We start from the raw sequence: 18,962 nt of genomic DNA on the forward strand, positions 1-18,962 counted from the left end.
GGGCGGGTCTTTGCTCCGTTATGCCCGCCTCGTACGCTTGTGGCGCGGTTTACTCCGCCGCGGCGGTCTTGCCCAGTTCGATGGTCTCATCCACATGGACTTTACGCTTGGCCTCGTCACGGCGGGCGTCATGTTCCGCGGCCACTTTCATATCATTATCCTGCATCGCGTCGATGTCCACATTGGCAAAGCCAAGAATGCCCATCTGTTCGTACCCGTGCCTGATTTTATCGCCCCACAGGCCGATATCCTTGACGATGGGAACGATCCGGCTGAACAGGGCGGTGCGGAAAATCTTCATCGTGTGGCTGTTGTGGAGATGTTCGGCGCATGCCTTGACGTCCAGGCCCAGATTGTCCCAGACCTCCGTCGCCTGAAACCGGTCGCGCATGTGATAGCAGGCCTCGACCAGGAATTCCTCGCGCTCGTCCCGCTCGGCCTGGGTCAGTTGGGGATAATACTCCCGCAGGGCCAGCCGGCCAAAGGCCACATGACGGGCTTCATCCTGCATGACATAGGCATTGACGGCGGACGCCAGCGGATTCTGTGCATTGTCGCGGATGGATGCAAAGGCGGCCAGCGCCAGCCCCTCGATCACCACCTGCATGCCCAGATAGGTCATGTCCCAGCGGCTGTCCCGCATCACCTGATCCAGAAGCGTCTTCAGCGGCCCGGTGATGGGGTAGGCGGTGCCGATCTTTTCCAGCAGTTTTTTATAGGTTTCCACATGGCGGGCTTCATCCATCACCTGGGTCGATGCGTAGAATTTCGCCTCCGTATCCGGCACATTGGTGACGATCTTGGCGGAGCACAGCAGGGCGCCCTGCTCACCGTGCAGAAACTGCGATACCGACCAGGCCTGCTGGTGATGGCGCAGTACACCCTGTTCCTTCGGCGACATTTTCATAAAGAAATCGGCGCCGTAAAGCGGGAAAAACTCAATCGGCATGCCCTGAGGGTTGTCGGGGTCGAGATCGACGGACCAGTCGATGCGGGACTCGGTGTCCCACTGCATGGTCTTTCCCTTGTTGTACAGATTGAGCAGGTCCTTGCGGTCGTCGCTGTAATGCCAGTCGAACAGCGCGTCGTAATCCTGCGGGACATCCCACTGGGCGCCGTCCAGGGCCCGTGCATAGATGGGGTCCAATGCCATGGTTCTCTCTCCCTTTCCTCCCGAACACAGCAATCTAGACTCCGCAGTCTAATAAATATCGGGGCGTCTTGCAAACCTCTTGGTTGCAAGACGCCCCGGGCTGAACCCCATGAGGGAGGGAGGCGGGCGCCCGCGCCCGCAGGGAGGGTGGGGTTCAGTAACGCAGTTTTTGTGATCCGCTGCCAAATTCCGGATAGGCCTCAAGCCCCAGTTCGGCTAGGTCCGCGCCCGAGGCCTCGTCTTCCTGATGCAGCCGGATGCCGACAGTCATCTTCAGGATCAGCCATGTGACAGCGCTGGTCACTCCGACAAAAGCCCCGACAGCGGCAACACCTGCCAGTTGTATCGTGAAAGACGCATCGTCATTGGTCAGCGGCACCGCCAGGGTGCCCCAGATGCCGCACAGCAGATGCACCGGGATGGCACCGACGACGTCGTCGATTTTCAGCCGGTCCAGAAGCGGCACCGTCAGCACCACGATCACACCGCCGACGGCCCCGATCAGCATGGCGATGATCGGGGCGGGCGTATCCGGCCCGGCCGTGATGGAAACGAGGCCGGCGAGCGCTCCGTTGCACACCATGGACAGGTCCGTTTTCCTGTAGATCAGCTTGGTCGCTGCCATGGCCGCGATCACCCCGCCGCTGGCCGCCATGTTGGTATTGACGAAAATATTGGAAACCGCCACGGCATCCCCGGCACTGGCAAAGGCCAGCTGCGAGGCCCCGTTGAAGCCAAACCACCCGACCCACAGAATAAAGGTGCCAAGCGTTGCCATCGGCAGGTTGGAGCCCGGCATGGGCCGTATCTGGCCGGCCGGTGTGTAGCGTCCGCGCCTAGGCCCCAGGATCAGCGCACCTGTCAGGGCCGCCCAGCCACCGGCCGCATGCACCACGGTCGACCCGGCGAAATCGGCGAACCCCATACCGGCCAGCCACCCGCCGCCCCAGTGCCAGGCCCCTTCGACCGGATAGATCAGGCCCGCCAGCACCGCGACGAAGACCAGAAACGGAAACAGGCGGACGCGTTCGGCCACCGTGCCGGACACGATCGATGCCGTTGTCGCAACAAAAACCATCTGAAAGAAAAAGTCCGAACCGGCCGCATAGGGCGCGGCGCTGAAATCCGGTGTATCGTTGAGAACGGCGCTGTCATCGCCGCCCCAAAGGCTTGGCAGACCTACGAGGCCGGCGCCGAAACCTTCGCCCACACCGCTATACATCAAGTTATATCCGATTATTAAAAACATGATGCAAGATAATGAATATAAAGAAATATTTTTAAGGCAAATATCGGCCACATTTTTCACGCGCACAAGGCCGGCTTCCAGCATGGTGAAGCCGGCTGCCATCCACATGACCAGAAAACCGCCCATCAGAAAAAGCAGGGTGCTGAGCAGATATCCTGTTTCCGCCGACACGCCAGCATCCGCCCAGGCGGCGGGTCCCGTGCCGAGAACCGCGGCAGTAACAAGAACAAGGCGTTTCGTGGCAGCCATCTGCATCCCCCTTCATCGCATGAAACACGCGTGACGGCCGGTATTGCAGCCGGCGTGCCAATATCATTAATTTCCTAAATCATTATAAAAAAAGAACTATTGTTATCCACCGGACCGGCGGAGTGTTCATATTTTGTGCGGTGCACATTTTTTGGGCATGTGGGGCGGGGTGAGTGCCGGCTCAGGACGGGGCTACCCCGAAAGGCCGTTCGATATGACGCTGGTCCGCCCTATATGATAGCGCGCACAGGTATGACGGCAGAGACCGGGACACAGAGACTGGGGCAATGGACGTGACACTGACGCTGTTGAGAAAAATCCATGTCGGGCAATGGCTGACATGGATGCTTTGTGCCTTGTGCGCCGGTACGGCGGTAATGGCGCAGCCGGTCGACTGGCCCCGCTACGGGCCTTTGGGCGGCGGTCTTGTGCTGAACGGGCATACCAACACCGTCCCCGACATTGTCGGCCCCGTCGACGGATCGGCGCGGCTGACCATTTTCACCGAGGGCAATCATTATCCTGTGTTCCTGCCGCTGGCATTGGACGGGTTTCCCCGCTGGTGTGCCGATACCGGGGCCTGCGATCTGTCGCCTGCGGACATTCTGGTGGTGACCCTGCCGCAGGTCATGATCGTGCATGCGCTGGAAGGGGGACGGTTGCGCCTCGGCAATGCCGTGATCCCGCTGGCCCCGGACACGCCTGTCTTCCCCGATCTGGTCGTTGGCGGGGCCGGGCCGCTGCGGCGGCTGGCCGGTCAGGGCCTGGTCGCTGGCAAGGCACGAATTTTCGCCCGGCACAAAGGGCTTGGCCTGCTTGTCCGAAGGGATATGGCACGCGACGATTTGGGTGGTTTTGCCGCCGGCGTACAGCGTCTTGCCATCGCCACACCGCAGGAAGCCGGAGCCCGCAGGCAGTATGAGCACACACTTCAGGACCTGATCGGTGCGCCGGAAGCCGTGCGCCTGTTGCGGCGCGATATCGGTGCCTTTCCCGGACGGCTTGGCATTCAACACCGTGATATTCCCTATGCGCTGCTGAACGGACTGGCGGACGGCGGGGTGATTTTCGGACATTTGGCGGCCTTTTACGCCTTGGCCTATCCGGATCGCCTGCGGGCGGTCACGGTGCCCGGCGCCGCGCCCTTCGGTCAGACAATCGCGGTGGCGCCCGCCATGCGCACGGTGCCGTCACCGGTGCGGGAGGTTTTTCTCGAGTATCTGCTGGCGGTGGCCTCCAGCGCCTATCCGAAAGCCGGTTTCCACGGGCCGGAGGCCTTTGCCTATGGCGAGGCACTGCCCCTTGCCGAATAGCGGCTTGGCCCTGTTCGGCCCCTGGCATAAACTGCGACAAGGGAACCAAAGCCTTTGCTGCATGCGGGCGATCCTTTTTCTGAAACGGCGGGATAGGTGGGGTTATGCCCTGGCGTGTCGAGATCGACTGTATTCTGGATATACCCATGGACCGGGCCTGGGCGCTGGTCAGGCAACCGCGGACCCTGACATATATTTCCGCCCCTTTGCTGCGGTTTCGCCCCATAGACCCGCCCCGGTGGCCGGAGGTATGGCCAAAAACAGAGCCAGAAACAAAGCCGGAAACAGAATCAGACACGGCACCGGACAGGGCGCGGGCTGAGGAAGCGCCCGGCGTGCGCTACCGGGTGGCCATGGCCTTTCTCGGACTGGTGCCGATGGGGCGACAATGGATTGTGGTCAGCTTTCCCCGTGCCGGGGCGGCGGACCCGCCGGGGGCCCGGTTGGTGCGCGACAACGGGTCCGGCGATCTGGTGCGGATGTGGGATCACTGGATCATCATGGTGCCGCGCAGCGACGGCCGCACCGAGTACCGTGACCGGGTGGACATCGCCGCCGGGGTCTTGACGCCCTTCATCTGGGCCTTTGCCCAGGTCTTCTACCGCTGGCGGCAGAGGCGCTGGCGCGCCCTCTGCCGGCGCGAGAAGGCCGGTGGCCCGGCCTGACCCGGTTCATCCCGCCCCCATCAAACCTTTATCCGTCAATCCCTAATCCCTGACCGCTTGACCTTGGCCGCCAAACCCTTGGCCCGTCAGTAAGGGCGGCCATCCTTATGGGTGAACTGCCAACTGCCGTCCGGACCCAGGTGGGCCGCCAGATCGTCCTTTGGATAACTGGCGGCGTCACCGGCGATGCGGTCGCCGATTTCCAGATAGACGACACGGATTTTGCCGCGATTGACCAGATGGTGCGCCCGGCCGCCGGCGGGAAAGCCGGCGCACATGCCGGGCTCCAGGGTCTGCTCGCCGTCGTCCGTGATCAGGGTGGGGGTGCCTTCCAGTATGTAAACGAACTCATCCTGTTTCGTGTGGCGGTGCATCAGCGCTGACTGGCCGCCCGGCGCCAGAACGGTCAGGTTGACACCAAAAGCGGACAATCCGAACACATCGCCGAGCTGCCGTTTTTCCCGCCCATCGACACGGGCGGCGAAGACGGCGGGATAGACGGATTTTCTGGTGCGCGGTGCCACATCCAGGGCCGTGACGGCCAGCGGCGGGAGGGGTGTGTCTGTCATCGGCGGGCCTTTCCTGAGTGGGCGGCGATCATGTGACGGAATAAAATCCGGTATGAAGGGCTTCAAGACAAGTCTCTCACAACGAAAGGCTGACGGAGCAGGGCCGGTACATTCTGTTTACATTTGTAAACAATCTTCTTGACTTCAGTGTTTACGCCTGTAATCAGTACGCCATGGCATGGAAACACAAACATATCAGCGAGGCTGAAAGCGCGGTCATGGAGGTGCTGTGGTCCCGTCATCCCTTAAGCGCCGAGGACATCACGGCAAAGGTGACAGAAGGACGGGACTGGAGCACCGGCACGGTGAAATCCCTTTTGAACCGTCTTTTGGCCAAACAGGCGATTTCGGCCGAGCGGGACGGCAGGCGCTATCTCTACAGCCCCGTCCTTGCCAGGGCGGACTATCTGAGTGCCGAGGGGCGCGGTTTGATCGACCGTCTGTTCGGGGGGCAGGTCTCCAACCTGCTGACGCATTTTTCCAGGCATGAACAGTTGAGCGCTGACGATATCGCCGAACTGAAACGCCTGATCGGGGAGTTGGAAAATGACGACCGTTGATGTTCTGAACCTGATGCTGCGGGCCACGCTGTCGGCCAGCGCGGCCATCCTGCTGGTTCTTGCCCTGCGCGGCACCCTGCGGCACCTGTTCGGCGCCCGTATCGCCTATGCGTTCTGGATGATCGTGCCGGCGGCCTTTCTGGCCGCTTTCCTGCCGGCGCGCCGTATTTTTACCACCGTGACCGCCCCAGCGCCCGCATCGGAGCTAAAGGTCATTGAGCCGGTTTTGCCGCAGGGTATCGATATGGCGGCGCAGGGCGGGGAGGCGGCCGCCTCCCTGTCGCGCGCACTGCCCTTTGAGCTGCTGGCTTCGCAGGTCGCCGTCCTGTGGGCGGTCGGTTTTCTGGTGAGCGTCGGAGTGTTGTTATACAGGCAGCGCCGTTTTTTGCGTCGGCACGGTCTGCACCGGCTTGGTCCCGGCCTTCACATATCAGGCAGCGACACGGTCGGTCCCTTTGTTGTCGGCTTGCTGAAAAACAGGGTAGTTCTTCCTGCTAATTTTACAAGATATTATAATGGGCTGGAGCGTCATCTTATTATTCAACATGAATATCAGCATATCCGTTCAAAGGATATGACGGTTCTCGCCCTTGCCGCGTTGATGAGATGCATAAACTGGTTCAATCCCCTGTTTTACACCGCGTTTCATTTTCTGAAGGTGGATCAGGAACTGGCCTGCGACGAAGGCGTGATGCGGAAATACGGCCGGCACCGCCGCACCTATGCCGAGGCCATGTTGAAAGCCCAACTGGCATCGCAGATGGGGCCGCTGGCCTGCGCCTGGCCTCCGAAGGGAGCCGTCATATTGAAGCAGCGTATCGCCCGCCTGGACAAGGCCGTACCGCCCGTGCACCGCTGGCGGCTCGGTGCGGGTGTGTGTGTTCTGTCCGCCGCCATGGCCGTGGCGGCTGTCTGGACGGCCCGGCCGGCGGAAACGGTTTATATCCTGTCCGCCGCCACGGCAGAGGACGATGCCACCGATGCCACCGACGGGGAGGGGGACGGCCCAACCCTCCGGTCCATTCATGGCCGCACCCTGGTGACCGCCCTGAAAGACGGACTGTATGATGAGGCCCGCATTCTGGTCGAGGCCGGCGCGGATGTGGATTATTATCTGCGCGGCGACGGTACGCCGCTGGTGGTTGCCGCCCAGCAGGGGCAGACCGATGTTACCACCATGCTGATCGCGGCCGGGGCCGATGTGAACCGTGCCGCGCCCGGCGACGGCAACCCCCTGATCATGGCAGCGGCACGCGGGCATATGGATATTGTCAGGCTGCTGATTGAGAACGGGGCCGACGTCAATGCCTATGTGCCCGGCGATGAAACACCGCTGATCAACGCGGCGGCACGGGGCCGTCTGGAGATTGCGCGCTATCTGGTCGCGCACGGGGCGGATGTCAATCTGACCGTCGATTCCGGAAACCGCGGGCCGGGCTCTCCCGACATGCGGTCCCCCCTCGGTCAGGCGCAAAGATTTGATCATGACGGTATGGCGCGTTTCCTGGTCGGGCAGGGCGCCCGCCCGGTGGGGAAAGAGCAATGATCACCGACATCCGCGATCTGGAGCCCGGTGCTGAAATCGTCGCCGACATCGTGATCATCGGCGGCGGCATGGCCGGCATCACCCTGGCCCGGGAATGGGCCGGCGCGGAAAAAACCGTGGCCATTCTGGAATCCGGCGGCCTTGAGATGGAGGAGGCAACGCAGGACCTTTATGAAGGGACCGCAACCCTGTCTGACGGCAACGGCGTGGAACGGGACATCGGCGACTATCCCGTCACCTCCCGTGCCCGCCTGTATGGCGGCTCCAGCCACTGGTGGGGCGGCAAATGCGTGCCGTTGGACCCGGCCGATTTCGCGGCCCGTCCCTGGATCAGGGACAGTGGCTGGCCCGTCAGCCGGGACGATCTGCAACCCTATTACGACCGGGCCTGCGATCTGCTGTCGATCCCCCGTTTCGACAAGGACTATGCCGAACCCCGGCATGAGGGCAGGCCGCCTCTGGACATCAACGGTTCGGTCCATGTGGCATCGCTGCCCCGCACCTATACCAAAGTGACCAGCTATGCCGACACCCCGCATTTTGACGAGTTTCTTTACGGGTTCACAGACGCGGCCAACATATCCGTCTATCTGCATGCCAATGCAATCGATTGCAGGTTTTCCCCTGACGGCGCCCGCCTGGAAGGAATTGGCATCGCCACCCTGGACGGCAAGCGCTATGTGGCGCGCGGCGCTGTCTATGTTCTGGCCTGCGGCGGTATTGAAAACGCCCGTTTGCTGATGGCGGCGAATGTCCTGAACGCCGCCCGTTTCGGCGCCCGTTCGGACGCGCTGGGACGCTATTTTCAGGGCCACACCGTGATCCTGAAGAACCGCGACGACGGCCGCGCGGCCACGCGTGTGTATTTCTCCGATCCGCCCGGTCCGCTCAGCCTTTATGTCGACCGCGGGGTGGACGAGGCTCCGCATGCCGTCCTCGGCACCACGCTTGCCGGTCAGGCCCGGTATCACTGCGGTGCCTTCACCGTTACCATGGATGTCACGGAAAAAGGGGCGGACGCTGAAGACCGCGCGCTTCAGACGCTGGCCGCGCGCCTGGACGGCGCCGATACCGCCGCGCGCGCCACGGACAGGGCGGATGCCGACTGTTCCTGTTATTTCATGACCGAAAACATGCCCAACCCGATGAGCCGCGTCACCCTCGGAGATGAGGTGGACGCCCTGGGCCTGCCGCGCATTCACCTGCACTGGGAATACGGGGCGGCCGACCTGGAGGGGTTTGAACGCTCCGTCGATGGCTTCGCCCGCGAGTTGGGCGCGGCCCATGCCGGGCGCGTGGCCTGTCCCATCGGCCGGGATGACGCGGTGTCGGCGATGTTGCCGTCACGGCACCATATGGGGACGACGCGGATGCATGCCGACCCCGCCACCGGTATCGTCGACGCCGACCTGAAATGCCATGATGCCGAAAATCTTTACATCACCGGGTCTTCGGTCTTCCCGACCAGCGGGATCGCCAACCCCACATTGACGATCCTGGCGTTGACCATTCGTCTCGCCGATCATCTGAAGGAAAAACTGGGGGCGGCGGCATGATGGTTCTCTCACGGCGCGCTGTGCTGGCGGCACTCATGGCGGTATCGGCCCATCCTTTTGCCGCCCGCGCGGATATGACGGCGGACCCGCTGCCCGATGGGCTGCCAAGTGGACTGGCGGATGGTCTTGACGCCGCAGCGGTGACGGCCCTTGCCGCCAGTTACCGCAAGGCCATCGGCGCCCCCGCCGGCCCGAGGGCGGATATGGCGGCCGGAGAGGCCCTGTTTCCGCAAGGGGCGGCGGATATGGCGGCGATCAGGGCCGCTGTCGCCGATGATTTCAGACAGGGACGGATGTTCGTCCATGCCGGCTGGCGCCTGTCCCACACGGAAGGCCGCCTGTTCGCCCTGCTGGCACGGATGCTTTAGAAAGCGGGACGGTTTAACCGGCCCGCAAGGCCGGTGTCTTAGCCTTACAGGCCAAAGACCTTTTCCGCCGTCCGGCCGAGAAAATCGTCCTGTGCCGTCCGCTCCAGGTTCAGGTGGGACAGTCCCTTCAGGCACATCTCGGGCGACAGCATCGGCCAGTTCGTGCCGAACATCACCCGGCCCTTGCCCGGTCCCGTCATGAAGTCGATGAAATCGCGCGGCAGACGGTGCAGCACATAGGCCGATGTATCGACGAAGAAATTCGGAAATTTGACAGCCAGCGAGGTCAGCTCGTCGATCCATGGAAAGCCCACATGGCCGCCCACCACTTTCAACTCGGGAAAGTCCAGCAGCACATCCTCCAGATAGGGGATGAGACGCCCGGTTTCCGACCGCAGCAGCGGCCCCGTATGGCCGATCTGCGTACAGAAGGGGACGCCGAGGTCGACGCAGGCCGTATAGACGGGATAATAGCGGCGGTCGTTCGGCGGCAGGTCCCACAGCCAGGGCACGACCCGGACACCGACGAAGCGCTTGCCGTCAACCCATGTGCGCAGGTCGCGCACCGCCTGCATGGGGTTTGACAGGTCGGCGGCGGCTAGGCCGCGAAAACGGTCCGGGGCCGCATCGATATGGGCGGCCACCTCCTCATTGCTGACAAGGGCGCCGTCCGGTCCGTGCCATGCCGACAGCAGCATGATATCGACCCCTGCGGTATCCATGGCCTTCAGCGTCATATCCGTGGAAACGGCGCTGTCTGCCGCCGTTTTTCCCGTCCACCGCAACAGGGAGGCAAGCCAGGGCGCCTGTGCCATACGCTCTGTCGGTATCTGTCCCCAGACATCTACGGTCGTCATCGATAGGCTCCCCAAAAACTTTAGTGCTAAAGTAATTGCGCACGCTACACTGCGTCAGAACAGACATCAAGGATCAACGGCCATCAGGGATCGATCATATGTCCGCGAAAACGCACAAACTTTATTTCCTGCTTCAGACGACGGCGGCGGCCCTGAAACGGGCGGCGGACGATGCCCTGATCGACGGGGCCGGGGTGACGGCGGCTCAGGCCGCCGTGCTCGGACTGATCGACAGCAACCGTCCCGCCAGCCAAAAGCGGATCGCCGGGCAGCTCCGCCAGAATGAGTCCGCCATGACGCAGATGGTCACCCGTTTGATCGCCATGGGGCTGGTCGCCCGCAACCGTGCGGACCACGACAAGCGGCAGTGGCAGCTGACGCTGACGCCGGCCGGCGAAAGGGCGAAGGCAGAGGCGAGGGCCGCGTTCGCGGCCGTGAACGCGGCAATGGACGCTGTCATGGACGGGGATACGGCCGCCTGTCTGGCCACCACACTCGACGCCATTTTCCAAAAAGTGGAGACGCGCACGGCCGGCCCTGACTGACCGCGGTCATGGGGGCAGGGGACAGACTGCGCATCCCTTCGTCATCCACTTGCCGCCCGTACTCGTATCCCTTTCCATGTGTGTTAATACAATTAACATTTATCGCAATGGGGGGCGAGCACAGCCATGATCTCCGATTTTCTCTCGAGGGAGCCGGTGTTTGCGTGGTCGGCGGTGATCCTGGCCCTGGCCATCCTGCCGCTTGGTGCCCTGTATGGGATGGACGGCCGGCTGGTGGATGGCATCCCCGTCTGGTTGAAACCGCTGAAATTCGCCCTGTCCCTGTCGCTTTATTGTGCCACGCTGGCATGGTTTGCCGGCTGGCTGCCTGACGGGATACGCTCAAGCGGCTGGTATGGCCCTTATGTGACCGCTGTTGCCGCCGCCATTTTTATCGAAATGGCATGGCTGTGCGCCGCGTCCGCACTCGGCGTGCGCTCCCATTTCAATATGGATCATCCCGTGCTCGCAGCCCTGTATCCGGTCATGGGGCTTCTGGCCGTTTTTCTGACGTCCGCCGCGCTGGTCTACGGGCTGTCCATCTGGGCGGACGGGGCGAGTGTGCTGTCGCCTGCTTTCCGTCTGGCCGTGGCCCTGGGACTGATCCTGACCTTTGTCCTGACGGTGGCCGCCGCCGGGGCGCTGGCCACCACCGATGGACGGTTCGGCGGCACGCCGAACGGGCCGGGCGGGCCGCTGTTCGGCTGGCGTCTCGATGGCGGTGACCTGCGCGCGGCGCATTTTTTCGCCACCCACGCCCTGCATATCCTGCCGCTGGCCGGCTGGCTGATCGCCCGACTGTTCCCGGTCTCTGTCGCCGTGCCGCTCGTCTGGGCGGCAGCGGCGCTGTTTACCGCCGGTGTCGTCTCTCTGATGGTCCGGGCGTTCGCAGACAAGCCCTTTCCGCCGCCGCTCGGCTTCTGATCGGGCGTGCGCAGGTGAAACCGCGCTTTACCGGTCCACAAGATCAAGATCGGGCGTTTTCCTGTCACCAAACAGATGGGTGTCGAACCAGCGGATATTCTGCTGCATCGCCGCCCGCCGTTCCTTCGGCCGTGAGATCACATGGCCTGTATTTTCGATAACCACCAGTTCCGTCTGGACCCCGGCATCCTTCAGGCCCCGGTACAGTTCCATCCCGTTGGCGAACGGGACCGCGCAAGCCGCAAGGCGGATTTGTCCTGTGCCGCAGGAGGCCGTGTGCGGGTTCGCGAATATGTATGCATCATACATATTTTGCCGCCCTTGTCCGCGTGTCACGGGAACATGGCTTTCTTACACACGCGGACGCCCCTGATAGCGTGTACCTCAGGCGGCGTATGCCCCAGAAGGTGCGTATCTCGGCCGCCTATGATGTTGGGCAAGGCGGATATTTCCCTTATGCGCCGGTTTCCGCCTCGGCGGGCAATGTGATGCCGCCCTCGGGGGCCAGCGTCCAGAACGGGTTCATCGCCACTTCCCACACATGGCCGTCGGGGTCGGCATAATAGCCCGAATACCCGCCCCAGAACACGTCCTGCGGTTTTTTCAGCGGCGTCGCCCCCGCATCCACCGCTTGGGCAAAGGCGGCATCGACTGCCTGATTGGTGGGAAAATTCTGTGCCAGTGTCATGGCACCGGTGCCAAGCGTCGCGCCGGGCCGGCCCTGGTCGTCGGCCAGCGCCTCCAGTCCGAACAGGCCCAGCACCATGCCGCTCAGCTGGAAAAACACGATGCTGTCCATGGAACTGGGATGCGGCTGCCAGCCGAGCGCTTCGTAAAATGCGCGCGACCGGTTCAGGTCAGCCGTACCAAGGGTAATCACGTTAACGCGTTGTGGCGTCATCATTATCCTCCGGAATCCGAGTGAAAAGGGGCGGACCCGTTCCGCCGGCCGCCACTAAAGCGCATCCACCTGCTGACATGCAACCGACAGCGTGCGGCCTGCCATCACCGCCGCTGCGGATCGCTCATGTCGGTCTGGACAGTCCGTACCGAACCCTTCAAGTCAGACAGGCCAGATCAGACGACAGGCCAGGTCAGACAGGCCAGCGTGCCCTGCCGCGTGTCCGCTGTCACATCGAAGCCGATATCGAAATGTGTGCACAGACGGCGCACCAGCGACAGGCCGACGCCGAAGCCCTGGCGCCCTTTCTCCGCCTTGCCGAACCCGACGCCGGTGTCGCTGACGCTCACGCATCCGGGCCGGACCTGAATGCGGATATCCCCCCGGTCCGTATACGCCAGGGCATTGCGCAGGATATTGCCCACCAGCACATGGGCGACCGCCTCCGGGACCGGCATCGTCACGCTTTCCGGCCCGTCCAGATGCACGCTCACTTCGCGCCCGTCGGCAAGGTGGCCGTAGGCGGCCGTACAGTCCCGGCATACAGTGGCGACATCGCAGTCCGTTGCCCGTGCCGCTTCCCGTCCGAGCCACAGGATCCCCTCCGTCAACAGATGCATATCCCTCAGCGCCGTTTTCAATCTGGAAAACGCTTTGCCCTCAATGCCGGAAGCTTCCATGACCTCGGCCGCGCCGGTGGCAACGGCGAGCGGGGTGCGCAATTCATGGCTGGCATCCCTGTTGAACGCCCGTTCGCGGTCCAGAAAGGCGCCGATGCGCCTGTCCCGCTCTTCAATCGCGCGGGCCAGGGCCTGCAATTCCGCCGGGGCGCCGGGCGTCAGGTCGAACCGGGCGGACGCCGTATCGTCCGATCCCAGCGCGGCGGCCATATCCTCCAGCGGGCGGGAGACTTTTCGTGTCATCCGGTGGATGAAAAACAGTGAAATCAGCAAAAATATCCCGGCCATGACACCGACGATCACCAGATAGGATTTGATCTGCGGTGTCGACCGGATATAGGGCCGTGCGTTCAAAACCACATACAGCGTCCGCCCGTCGTCAAGCGGGCGCACCGCCACATGAAAATGTCCCTTTTCCTCGGCGAAAATCTCATCCGTGCCGTCGGGCTGGCTGTCGTCAAGGCTGGCGGCAAGCCAGTCGGGCATGGCCTGCCGGCCGATGAAATACTGCATGTCAAGGGACCGCACCGTGCCGGCGGCCGCAAGCGCCCCGATGTCCCCGCCGGCCAGCCGGTCAGCCGTCTGCCGCACCTGAAAATCGAAAATCTCGTCCTCAAGGTCGAAGCCGAAGATGACGATCATCATCGTGAACAGACCGAAACTGGCAAGCGCGGCGCCCATATAGTTTCGCAGCACAAGGCCGCGGACCCTGGCCGGCCTGTTCTTGGAAGCCAACCTGTTTCTCGTAACCGTCCGGTTTTTCATGGCCCGCTGTCCTGTTCGCGCAGGGCATACCCCTTGCCCCGCAGGGTTTTGAGCAGATGGGCGCGGCCAAGCGCCTTCAGCGATTGTCTCAGATTGTAGATATGCGTTCTCAGCACGCCGGATTCAGGCGGTTCGTCGCCCCACAGGGCGTAACTGATCGTATCCGTGGCAACGGTGTCGGGGGCCGCCTCCATCAACAGGGCAAGCAGGGTGCATTCCTTGTCATTCAGGGTGCGGGACCGTCCCTCCGCGCTGATCTCGGCCGTGCCCCGGTCCAGGCTCAGACCGCGATAGTGCAGGGCCTGTTTCATCCGCGCCTTCGGCCTGCGGGCCAGTGCCCGGATGCGGATTTTCAGCTCGCGCAGGGAAAAGGGTTTGACCAGATAGTCGTCCGCCCCGGCGGTAAAGCCGGTTTCCTTGTCGTCGATCGTGTCCCGTGCCGTCAGCATGATGATCGGCGCCTGCAAGCCGGCCTTGCGCTTGTAGGTATGGCAGACGTCGATCCCGTCCCGTCCCGGCAGGCTCAGGTCAAGAACGATGACGTCATAATCATGGGCCAGCGCCAGCTCCAGGCCTTGGTCGCCGCGATAGGCGAAATCCAGATCAAACTCACGCTCCAGATAGTCGGCGATGTTGGCCTGGATATCCAGATTGTCCTCGATGATCAGTACCCGCATGCTCCATCCTTTTCCGCCGCAAGCAAAGCAGCATGGCCGCTTTATTGTCAAACCGGCGTCAAACGCGCTGGAACGGCCGCCATCGCCCATCCTGCCACATCACGGCCCCACATCCTCTGACCCCATATCCTCTGACCCCATATCCTCTGACTCCCCGTCCGCCGGTTCGGCCCTTGTGCACCTGTTTCACCTTCATTTGACATGCGCTGCCATAGGGTGCGCCGGTGCAAAACCAGTCCGCTCCAGGAAGGGAAAACCCATGCAGGATCAAATTGAATTGAAACAGGTCGGCCATTATTTCGAGACCGCTTCCCAGCGGATCGATCTGTTCCGCGATCTGTCGCAAACCATTGTCCCCGGCGGCATACAGGCCATTGTCGGGCCGTCCGGTGCCGGCAAGTCCAGCCTGTTGTCCATTGCCGCCGGGCTGGAGGCGCCGCGCACCGGCGCAGTGTCGATCACCATCGGCGGCAGGCCCGTGGACGCCCGCGCGCTGCGCGCCCGGTCCGGTTTCATTTTCCAGCAATTCCATCTGATGCCGGAACTGGATGCCATCGGAAATCTGGCCCTGCCGCTGCGCCTGAAAGGGGACCGCCACGCCTTTGACGTCGCGGCCCGGTGGCTGGAAAAGATCGGGCTGGAAAAACGCGCCCGGCACCGCCCCGACCAGCTCAGCGGCGGTGAACAGCAGCGCATTGCCATTGCCCGCGCCTTTGTCGGCAACCCGCGCTTTGTTTTTGCCGATGAACCGACCGGCAATCTGGATGAACGCACGGCAGCGGCGGTGACGGACCTGATGGTCGGATTCGCCCGGGACAGCGGGTGCGCGATGGTGATCGTCACCCACAGCCGGCGCCTGGCGGCATGCGCCGACACCCGTCTGCGCCTGACCGCCGGCCGTCTGGAGGCACTGCAATGACAAAACTGCCCACTGTCTTGTCCATTGTCCGTGACAATACGCTCAATGACCTGAAAGGGCATGACGGGCGTCTGGTTTTTTTCACCCAGACTGTCCTGATCCTTTTTCTGCTGACGCTGACGCTGTCCGCTGCGTCGATCCAGGCATATCTGCAAACCAATCTGGACGGCCTGCTCGGCGCCGATCTGGTGCTGGAAAGTCATGAGCCCCTGCCGCGAACCGCTGAAGACGTCCTGTTCGCCGAGGCAGACGGGGTATCGAAAACCGAACTCATATCCATCACCATGACCCACGGCGAGACATGGCAGCGGGTCCAGTTGAAACTGGTCGACAATGCGTATCCGCTTCAGGGCGCCTTGACGGTCGGGGTGAGCCCGGCGTCCCAATCGCGGACGGTTGAGCGCGGGCCTGTAGCGGGCGAAATCTGGCTGGGGCCGCGTCTGGCGGTGAAACTGGGGGCCGGGGTCGGCGATATCCTCACACTCGGCACAGCGGACTTGCGGGTGTCCGCGATCCTGTTCCATGAACCCGACCGCCTGATGGAAGGTCACAGCGTGGCCCTGCGTGCCATGGTGCATGCCGGCAGTCTGGACACCGCCGGTGTTGACGGTGGAGACCGCCGGTTGCGCTACCTCATCACCGCCGACGAGGCGGCCGAAGGCAGGATGGAAAGCTGGGCCGGTGAAACGCTGCCGGCTGCCCGGCTGGTTAAAAAACGCGGCGGTTCCCACCCCCTTGCCCTGTTCTGGAAACGGACCGAGAATTTTCTGGGGATTGCCTCCATCATTCTGGTGTTCATGGCGGCGGTCGCCATCGACATGACCAATCGCAGATGGCTGGCCCGGATACGCTACCGCCTCGCGCTCTATGCCAGTTTTGGTGTCGGGTTGGCCACCGGGGTGCGCATGGCCGGGCTGCAATGGCTGATCGGCTTCGCGGTTGCCTTTTGTGTCGGTGCCGTGGGGGCGCTGGCAGCCCATGCCCTGATCGTTCAGGCGCTGCAGGTGCATTTTCCCGGTCTGGCCTTCGGCTGGCACATGGGCGCGGTCCTGAAAACGGCCGCGCTGGTCTTCTGCCTGTTGCTGCTGTTCCAGACGCCCGCCTTCGTGCAGTTGCGGCATGCCTCCATCCTGGCGCTTGTCCGGGCCGGCCAGATACCGCCTGATCAGATGTCATCCCGCCAGCGCCTGTGGTTCAGGCTGGTCTCGGGTCTGGCCGGCCTTGGGCTTGTCGCTGCCGTCTATTCCGACAACTGGTTGTTGACGGGGCTTGTTCTCGGCGCGTTCGCGGCGGCTATTGCGGTCATGATGGCCGTGACCTGGGGCGTCCTCAATCTCGGCGATGTGTGGGGACGGCGGCGGGCTGGGTTTTTGCCTTTTGCCTTTTTCATCATGAAACAGCGCATCTTCGGCAAATCGGCGCAAATTCTCGGCCTTGGCCTGTGTGTTCTGATGCTGCTGTTCACGCTGATGCTGATGCGGGATCTTGGCGCCACCATGCAGGCCTACAGCCGCACCCATGACGGCAATCTGCTGATCGCCGATGTGCGCGCCGATCAGATGGATGCCGTCAGGGACTGGGCGGCCCGGACCGGCAGCGCTGTCCGTCAGCTCCGCCCGTTTGTCGGTGCACAGCTCGTCGCGGTCAATGACACGGCGCTCGCGGACCATATGCGCAAGCCCAGCGACACCCTGTCCGCCTTGCAGGACCCTGTCCGGTTAAGCTGGACGGACACCATGCCCGACAACAATCAATTGGCCGGCGGCACCTGGTGGCCACAGGCAACGCCCCGCTGGCAACGGATTTCCGCCGAGGCCGAGGTCATGACCGACCTTGGCCTGTCTTACGGCGACAGGCTGACCTTCCGCATCGGGGGACAGTCCTATCGGTTCGAGCTGGCCGCTACGCACCGATACAGGCCCGGTCACGGGTCGATCACTTTCTGGTTTCAGGTGCCGGCATCCGCGCGGGCGCACATATCCGCCGACACCCGGTATATGGGCAGCATGGAACTTCCCGCGACCGCCTGGCCCGCCCTGGCGGGGCTTTGGCGGCGCTATCCCACCCTGTCCCTTGTGCCCCTGCGGGACCTGACCGAGCGTTTCGACCGGACGCTCGCCATGGTCACGCGGCTGACGACGGGCTTTGCCGGCATGGTTCTGGTTCTGGCCGTGATCGTGCTCGCCGCCTCCATCAGCGGGTTCGAGGCCGACGACCGCCGGAAAAACGGCCTTTTGATGAGCATGGGCCTCACCCCTGGACAGTGTTTGAAACTCAATCTGTATGATTGGGCCGTCACCGCGCTGATTGCCGCTCTCGGGGGCGTGGCCGGCACCTGGATCGCCGGTGTGCTGATCTACCGGTCCCAGTTCGGTCTTGTGTACAAACCGGATGTGGCCTGGACGCTGGGCATGGCGGCGGCAATGGTGATCATCGTGTGTGTCGTGGGACGATTGGCCGCCCGCCGCAGCCTCAGGGCGTCCGTCCGCGATCTGCTGGTGCCGTGATGCCCGCTGTGCCGGCCGGGCGCGGCGCCTGCGTCCCGTCTGTCCGGCCGCCTTTGGTGGTGGCGTGCCCGGCAGGGTGGATATGGACCCCCGTATTAATCCCCCTATCGGTCATGGGGCAGAGAGCGGGCAGGCAGACGGTCCTGTCGCACAGGCGGCAGATAGGCCCGCCCGCTGTCCGCTCCGTCGCCGGGATTTCCAACAGCGTCTCCAGCATGGTCTCCAGCAGGTCGGACAGCTCGCTCCGGCCCGCTGGGGGCAGGGCGTCCAGCACCTGTGCCAGCACCCTCCGCCGTCCGCCCAGAACCGCATCCCGCCGCGCCAGTCCGCGCGGGGTCAGATACAGGGCGGCGGTGCGCCTGTCCATGCCGGGCCGGCGGATGACCAGCCTGCGGCGGACCAGCCCGGCCACAACACGCACCGTCGCCGAATGGCTCAGCGCCAGCGTGTGTGCCAGCATGCCGATGGACAGGCCCGGTGCCGCGCCGATACTGACCAGGGCCGCCGGCACCGCCGCGCCGTCCTCGGCGCACAGCGCCGCATCCCGGGTCATGGCATCCGCCAGTCCCAGCGCCACCGCCCCCAACAGGTTTTCCGCGTATCTGTTCTTCATATGTTCCATTTTACGGTGAAGGCGCGTGCAGTGCAAGCGCGCCTTGCGGCAGTGTCCCGGCCGAATGCCGTCGGAAACGAGGCGGCCAGGACGAACATGATCGGGAAAGAACAAACACAATCGGGAAAGACAGGGACACCGCGCCGGGCGCCGGCCCGGTAAGACAGGGCCTGCGGGCGCTACGAACGGATGTATGCATCATACATATTTTGGCGTCATGCGCGGGCGGCGGGGTTTCCGCCGGCACCGCGCTCGCAGACGGTTGGTGTGGTGTTCCGTAATCCTGTCCGGCATCGTGTTACCGGCGCCCGTGCCGGTGTGAACGGCAATCGGGTCAGGCGTATAC

The 18,962-nt window shown here is 63.2% G+C and carries 19 protein-coding genes; 10 read left to right on the plus strand and 9 right to left on the minus strand.

Going from position 1 to position 18,962, the window contains the following annotated elements:
* Positions 1-49 precede the first annotated feature (49 nt).
* Both BXY39_RS06330 and BXY39_RS06335 read right to left on the minus strand, forming a co-directional pair.
* Positions 50-1,153 (minus strand): ferritin-like domain-containing protein, encoded by a 1,104-nt coding sequence (locus tag BXY39_RS06330; protein WP_121938003.1) that lies wholly within the window; start codon positions 1,151-1,153, stop codon positions 50-52.
* A 154-nt stretch (positions 1,154-1,307) separates the two neighbouring features.
* The gene (locus tag BXY39_RS06335) at positions 1,308-2,657 is read right to left on the minus strand and encodes an ammonium transporter family protein (RefSeq protein WP_121938004.1); all 1,350 of its coding nucleotides are present in this window, start codon (positions 2,655-2,657) and stop codon (positions 1,308-1,310) included.
* A gap of 281 nt (positions 2,658-2,938) precedes the next feature.
* Here BXY39_RS06335 and BXY39_RS06340 point away from each other — a divergent pair, with 281 nt between their 5' ends.
* Positions 2,939-3,964, plus strand: a complete 1,026-nt coding sequence (locus tag BXY39_RS06340) for a type 2 periplasmic-binding domain-containing protein (protein ID WP_121938005.1) — start codon at positions 2,939-2,941, stop codon at positions 3,962-3,964.
* A gap of 104 nt (positions 3,965-4,068) precedes the next feature.
* Positions 4,069-4,629, plus strand: a complete 561-nt coding sequence (locus BXY39_RS06345) for a hypothetical protein (RefSeq protein WP_121938006.1) — start codon at positions 4,069-4,071, stop codon at positions 4,627-4,629.
* 86 nt (positions 4,630-4,715) lie between these two features.
* On the opposite strand, the gene BXY39_RS06350 is transcribed toward BXY39_RS06345, so the two are convergent.
* Positions 4,716-5,198 (minus strand): cupin domain-containing protein, encoded by a 483-nt coding sequence (locus BXY39_RS06350; RefSeq protein ID WP_121938007.1) that lies wholly within the window; start codon positions 5,196-5,198, stop codon positions 4,716-4,718.
* 173 nt (positions 5,199-5,371) lie between these two features.
* Between BXY39_RS06350 and BXY39_RS06355 the strand changes: the two genes are divergently transcribed.
* The 4 genes from BXY39_RS06355 to BXY39_RS06370 are packed head-to-tail and all read left to right on the plus strand — an operon-like array spanning position 5,372 to position 9,228.
* A complete protein-coding gene (locus tag BXY39_RS06355) occupies positions 5,372-5,758 on the plus strand; it encodes a BlaI/MecI/CopY family transcriptional regulator (protein ID WP_121938008.1) in 387 nt (128 codons plus the stop codon).
* Positions 5,745-7,304, plus strand: a complete 1,560-nt coding sequence (locus tag BXY39_RS06360) for a M56 family metallopeptidase (RefSeq protein ID WP_121938009.1) — start codon at positions 5,745-5,747, stop codon at positions 7,302-7,304. The genes BXY39_RS06355 and BXY39_RS06360 overlap by 14 nt, the downstream gene beginning before the upstream one ends.
* Complete coding sequence (locus tag BXY39_RS06365; protein ID WP_121938010.1) at positions 7,301-8,860, plus strand: GMC oxidoreductase; 1,560 nt, start codon at positions 7,301-7,303, stop codon at positions 8,858-8,860. The genes BXY39_RS06360 and BXY39_RS06365 overlap by 4 nt, the downstream gene beginning before the upstream one ends.
* The gene (locus BXY39_RS06370) at positions 8,857-9,228 is read left to right on the plus strand and encodes a hypothetical protein (RefSeq protein ID WP_121938011.1); all 372 of its coding nucleotides are present in this window, start codon (positions 8,857-8,859) and stop codon (positions 9,226-9,228) included. The genes BXY39_RS06365 and BXY39_RS06370 overlap by 4 nt, the downstream gene beginning before the upstream one ends.
* 44 nt (positions 9,229-9,272) lie before the next feature.
* Here BXY39_RS06370 and BXY39_RS06375 read toward each other — a convergent pair whose 3' ends face one another.
* Positions 9,273-10,085, minus strand: coding sequence for an amidohydrolase family protein (locus BXY39_RS06375; RefSeq protein ID WP_121938012.1), 813 nt, complete (start codon positions 10,083-10,085; stop codon positions 9,273-9,275).
* A gap of 98 nt (positions 10,086-10,183) precedes the next feature.
* Between BXY39_RS06375 and BXY39_RS06380 the strand changes: the two genes are divergently transcribed.
* Together BXY39_RS06380 and BXY39_RS06385 are read left to right on the plus strand one after the other, a co-directional pair.
* Entirely contained in the window at positions 10,184-10,630 is a 447-nt protein-coding gene (locus BXY39_RS06380; protein WP_121938013.1) for a MarR family winged helix-turn-helix transcriptional regulator, read from the plus strand.
* 126 nt (positions 10,631-10,756) lie between these two features.
* Positions 10,757-11,554: a hypothetical protein gene (locus BXY39_RS06385; RefSeq protein ID WP_121938014.1), complete on the plus strand. Its 798-nt coding sequence runs from the start codon at positions 10,757-10,759 to the stop codon at positions 11,552-11,554.
* 27 nt (positions 11,555-11,581) lie between these two features.
* On the opposite strand, the gene BXY39_RS06390 is transcribed toward BXY39_RS06385, so the two are convergent.
* The 4 genes from BXY39_RS06390 to BXY39_RS06405 all read right to left on the minus strand — a co-directional run bounded on the left by BXY39_RS06390 (position 11,582) and on the right by BXY39_RS06405 (position 14,577).
* Positions 11,582-11,863: an alpha/beta hydrolase family protein gene (locus tag BXY39_RS06390; protein WP_121938015.1), complete on the minus strand. Its 282-nt coding sequence runs from the start codon at positions 11,861-11,863 to the stop codon at positions 11,582-11,584.
* A 145-nt stretch (positions 11,864-12,008) separates the two neighbouring features.
* A complete protein-coding gene (locus tag BXY39_RS06395; RefSeq protein ID WP_121938384.1) occupies positions 12,009-12,455 on the minus strand; it encodes a VOC family protein in 447 nt (148 codons plus the stop codon).
* Between the two features lie 176 nt (positions 12,456-12,631).
* Positions 12,632-13,900, minus strand: coding sequence for a sensor histidine kinase (locus BXY39_RS06400; RefSeq protein ID WP_121938016.1), 1,269 nt, complete (start codon positions 13,898-13,900; stop codon positions 12,632-12,634).
* Positions 13,897-14,577 (minus strand): response regulator transcription factor, encoded by a 681-nt coding sequence (locus BXY39_RS06405; protein ID WP_121938017.1) that lies wholly within the window; start codon positions 14,575-14,577, stop codon positions 13,897-13,899. Before BXY39_RS06405 ends, BXY39_RS06400 begins: the two co-directional genes overlap by 4 nt.
* A 259-nt stretch (positions 14,578-14,836) precedes the next feature.
* Here BXY39_RS06405 and BXY39_RS06410 point away from each other — a divergent pair, with 259 nt between their 5' ends.
* Positions 14,837-15,496, plus strand: a complete 660-nt coding sequence (locus BXY39_RS06410) for an ABC transporter ATP-binding protein (RefSeq protein ID WP_121938018.1) — start codon at positions 14,837-14,839, stop codon at positions 15,494-15,496.
* A complete protein-coding gene (locus tag BXY39_RS06415; protein ID WP_170163667.1) occupies positions 15,493-18,003 on the plus strand; it encodes an ABC transporter permease in 2,511 nt (836 codons plus the stop codon). Before BXY39_RS06410 ends, BXY39_RS06415 begins: the two co-directional genes overlap by 4 nt.
* On the opposite strand, the gene BXY39_RS06420 is transcribed toward BXY39_RS06415, so the two are convergent.
* Positions 17,969-18,616: a MarR family transcriptional regulator gene (locus BXY39_RS06420; protein ID WP_170163668.1), complete on the minus strand. Its 648-nt coding sequence runs from the start codon at positions 18,614-18,616 to the stop codon at positions 17,969-17,971. The two genes, BXY39_RS06415 and BXY39_RS06420, sit on opposite strands and share 35 nt — an antisense overlap.
* Between the last annotated feature and the right edge of the window lie 346 nt (positions 18,617-18,962).

Source organism: Eilatimonas milleporae, assembly GCF_003688555.1.
Lineage (GTDB): Bacteria > Pseudomonadota > Alphaproteobacteria > Sphingomonadales > Kordiimonadaceae > Eilatimonas > Eilatimonas milleporae.

Coding starts and splice junctions, on each gene's coding strand:
- BXY39_RS06330 (WP_121938003.1), bottom strand. CDS start 1,153: ATGGCATTGGACCCCATCTATGCACGGGCCCTGGACGGCGCCCAGTGG.
- BXY39_RS06335 (WP_121938004.1), bottom strand. CDS start 2,657: ATGCAGATGGCTGCCACGAAACGCCTTGTTCTTGTTACTGCCGCGGTT.
- BXY39_RS06340 (WP_121938005.1), top strand. CDS start 2,939: ATGGACGTGACACTGACGCTGTTGAGAAAAATCCATGTCGGGCAATGG.
- BXY39_RS06345 (WP_121938006.1), top strand. CDS start 4,069: ATGCCCTGGCGTGTCGAGATCGACTGTATTCTGGATATACCCATGGAC.
- BXY39_RS06350 (WP_121938007.1), bottom strand. CDS start 5,198: ATGACAGACACACCCCTCCCGCCGCTGGCCGTCACGGCCCTGGATGTG.
- BXY39_RS06355 (WP_121938008.1), top strand. CDS start 5,372: ATGGCATGGAAACACAAACATATCAGCGAGGCTGAAAGCGCGGTCATG.
- BXY39_RS06360 (WP_121938009.1), top strand. CDS start 5,745: ATGACGACCGTTGATGTTCTGAACCTGATGCTGCGGGCCACGCTGTCG.
- BXY39_RS06365 (WP_121938010.1), top strand. CDS start 7,301: ATGATCACCGACATCCGCGATCTGGAGCCCGGTGCTGAAATCGTCGCC.
- BXY39_RS06370 (WP_121938011.1), top strand. CDS start 8,857: ATGATGGTTCTCTCACGGCGCGCTGTGCTGGCGGCACTCATGGCGGTA.
- BXY39_RS06375 (WP_121938012.1), bottom strand. CDS start 10,085: ATGACGACCGTAGATGTCTGGGGACAGATACCGACAGAGCGTATGGCA.
- BXY39_RS06380 (WP_121938013.1), top strand. CDS start 10,184: ATGTCCGCGAAAACGCACAAACTTTATTTCCTGCTTCAGACGACGGCG.
- BXY39_RS06385 (WP_121938014.1), top strand. CDS start 10,757: ATGATCTCCGATTTTCTCTCGAGGGAGCCGGTGTTTGCGTGGTCGGCG.
- BXY39_RS06390 (WP_121938015.1), bottom strand. CDS start 11,863: ATGTATGATGCATACATATTCGCGAACCCGCACACGGCCTCCTGCGGC.
- BXY39_RS06395 (WP_121938384.1), bottom strand. CDS start 12,455: ATGACGCCACAACGCGTTAACGTGATTACCCTTGGTACGGCTGACCTG.
- BXY39_RS06400 (WP_121938016.1), bottom strand. CDS start 13,900: ATGAAAAACCGGACGGTTACGAGAAACAGGTTGGCTTCCAAGAACAGG.
- BXY39_RS06405 (WP_121938017.1), bottom strand. CDS start 14,577: ATGCGGGTACTGATCATCGAGGACAATCTGGATATCCAGGCCAACATC.
- BXY39_RS06410 (WP_121938018.1), top strand. CDS start 14,837: ATGCAGGATCAAATTGAATTGAAACAGGTCGGCCATTATTTCGAGACC.
- BXY39_RS06415 (WP_170163667.1), top strand. CDS start 15,493: ATGACAAAACTGCCCACTGTCTTGTCCATTGTCCGTGACAATACGCTC.
- BXY39_RS06420 (WP_170163668.1), bottom strand. CDS start 18,616: ATGAAGAACAGATACGCGGAAAACCTGTTGGGGGCGGTGGCGCTGGGA.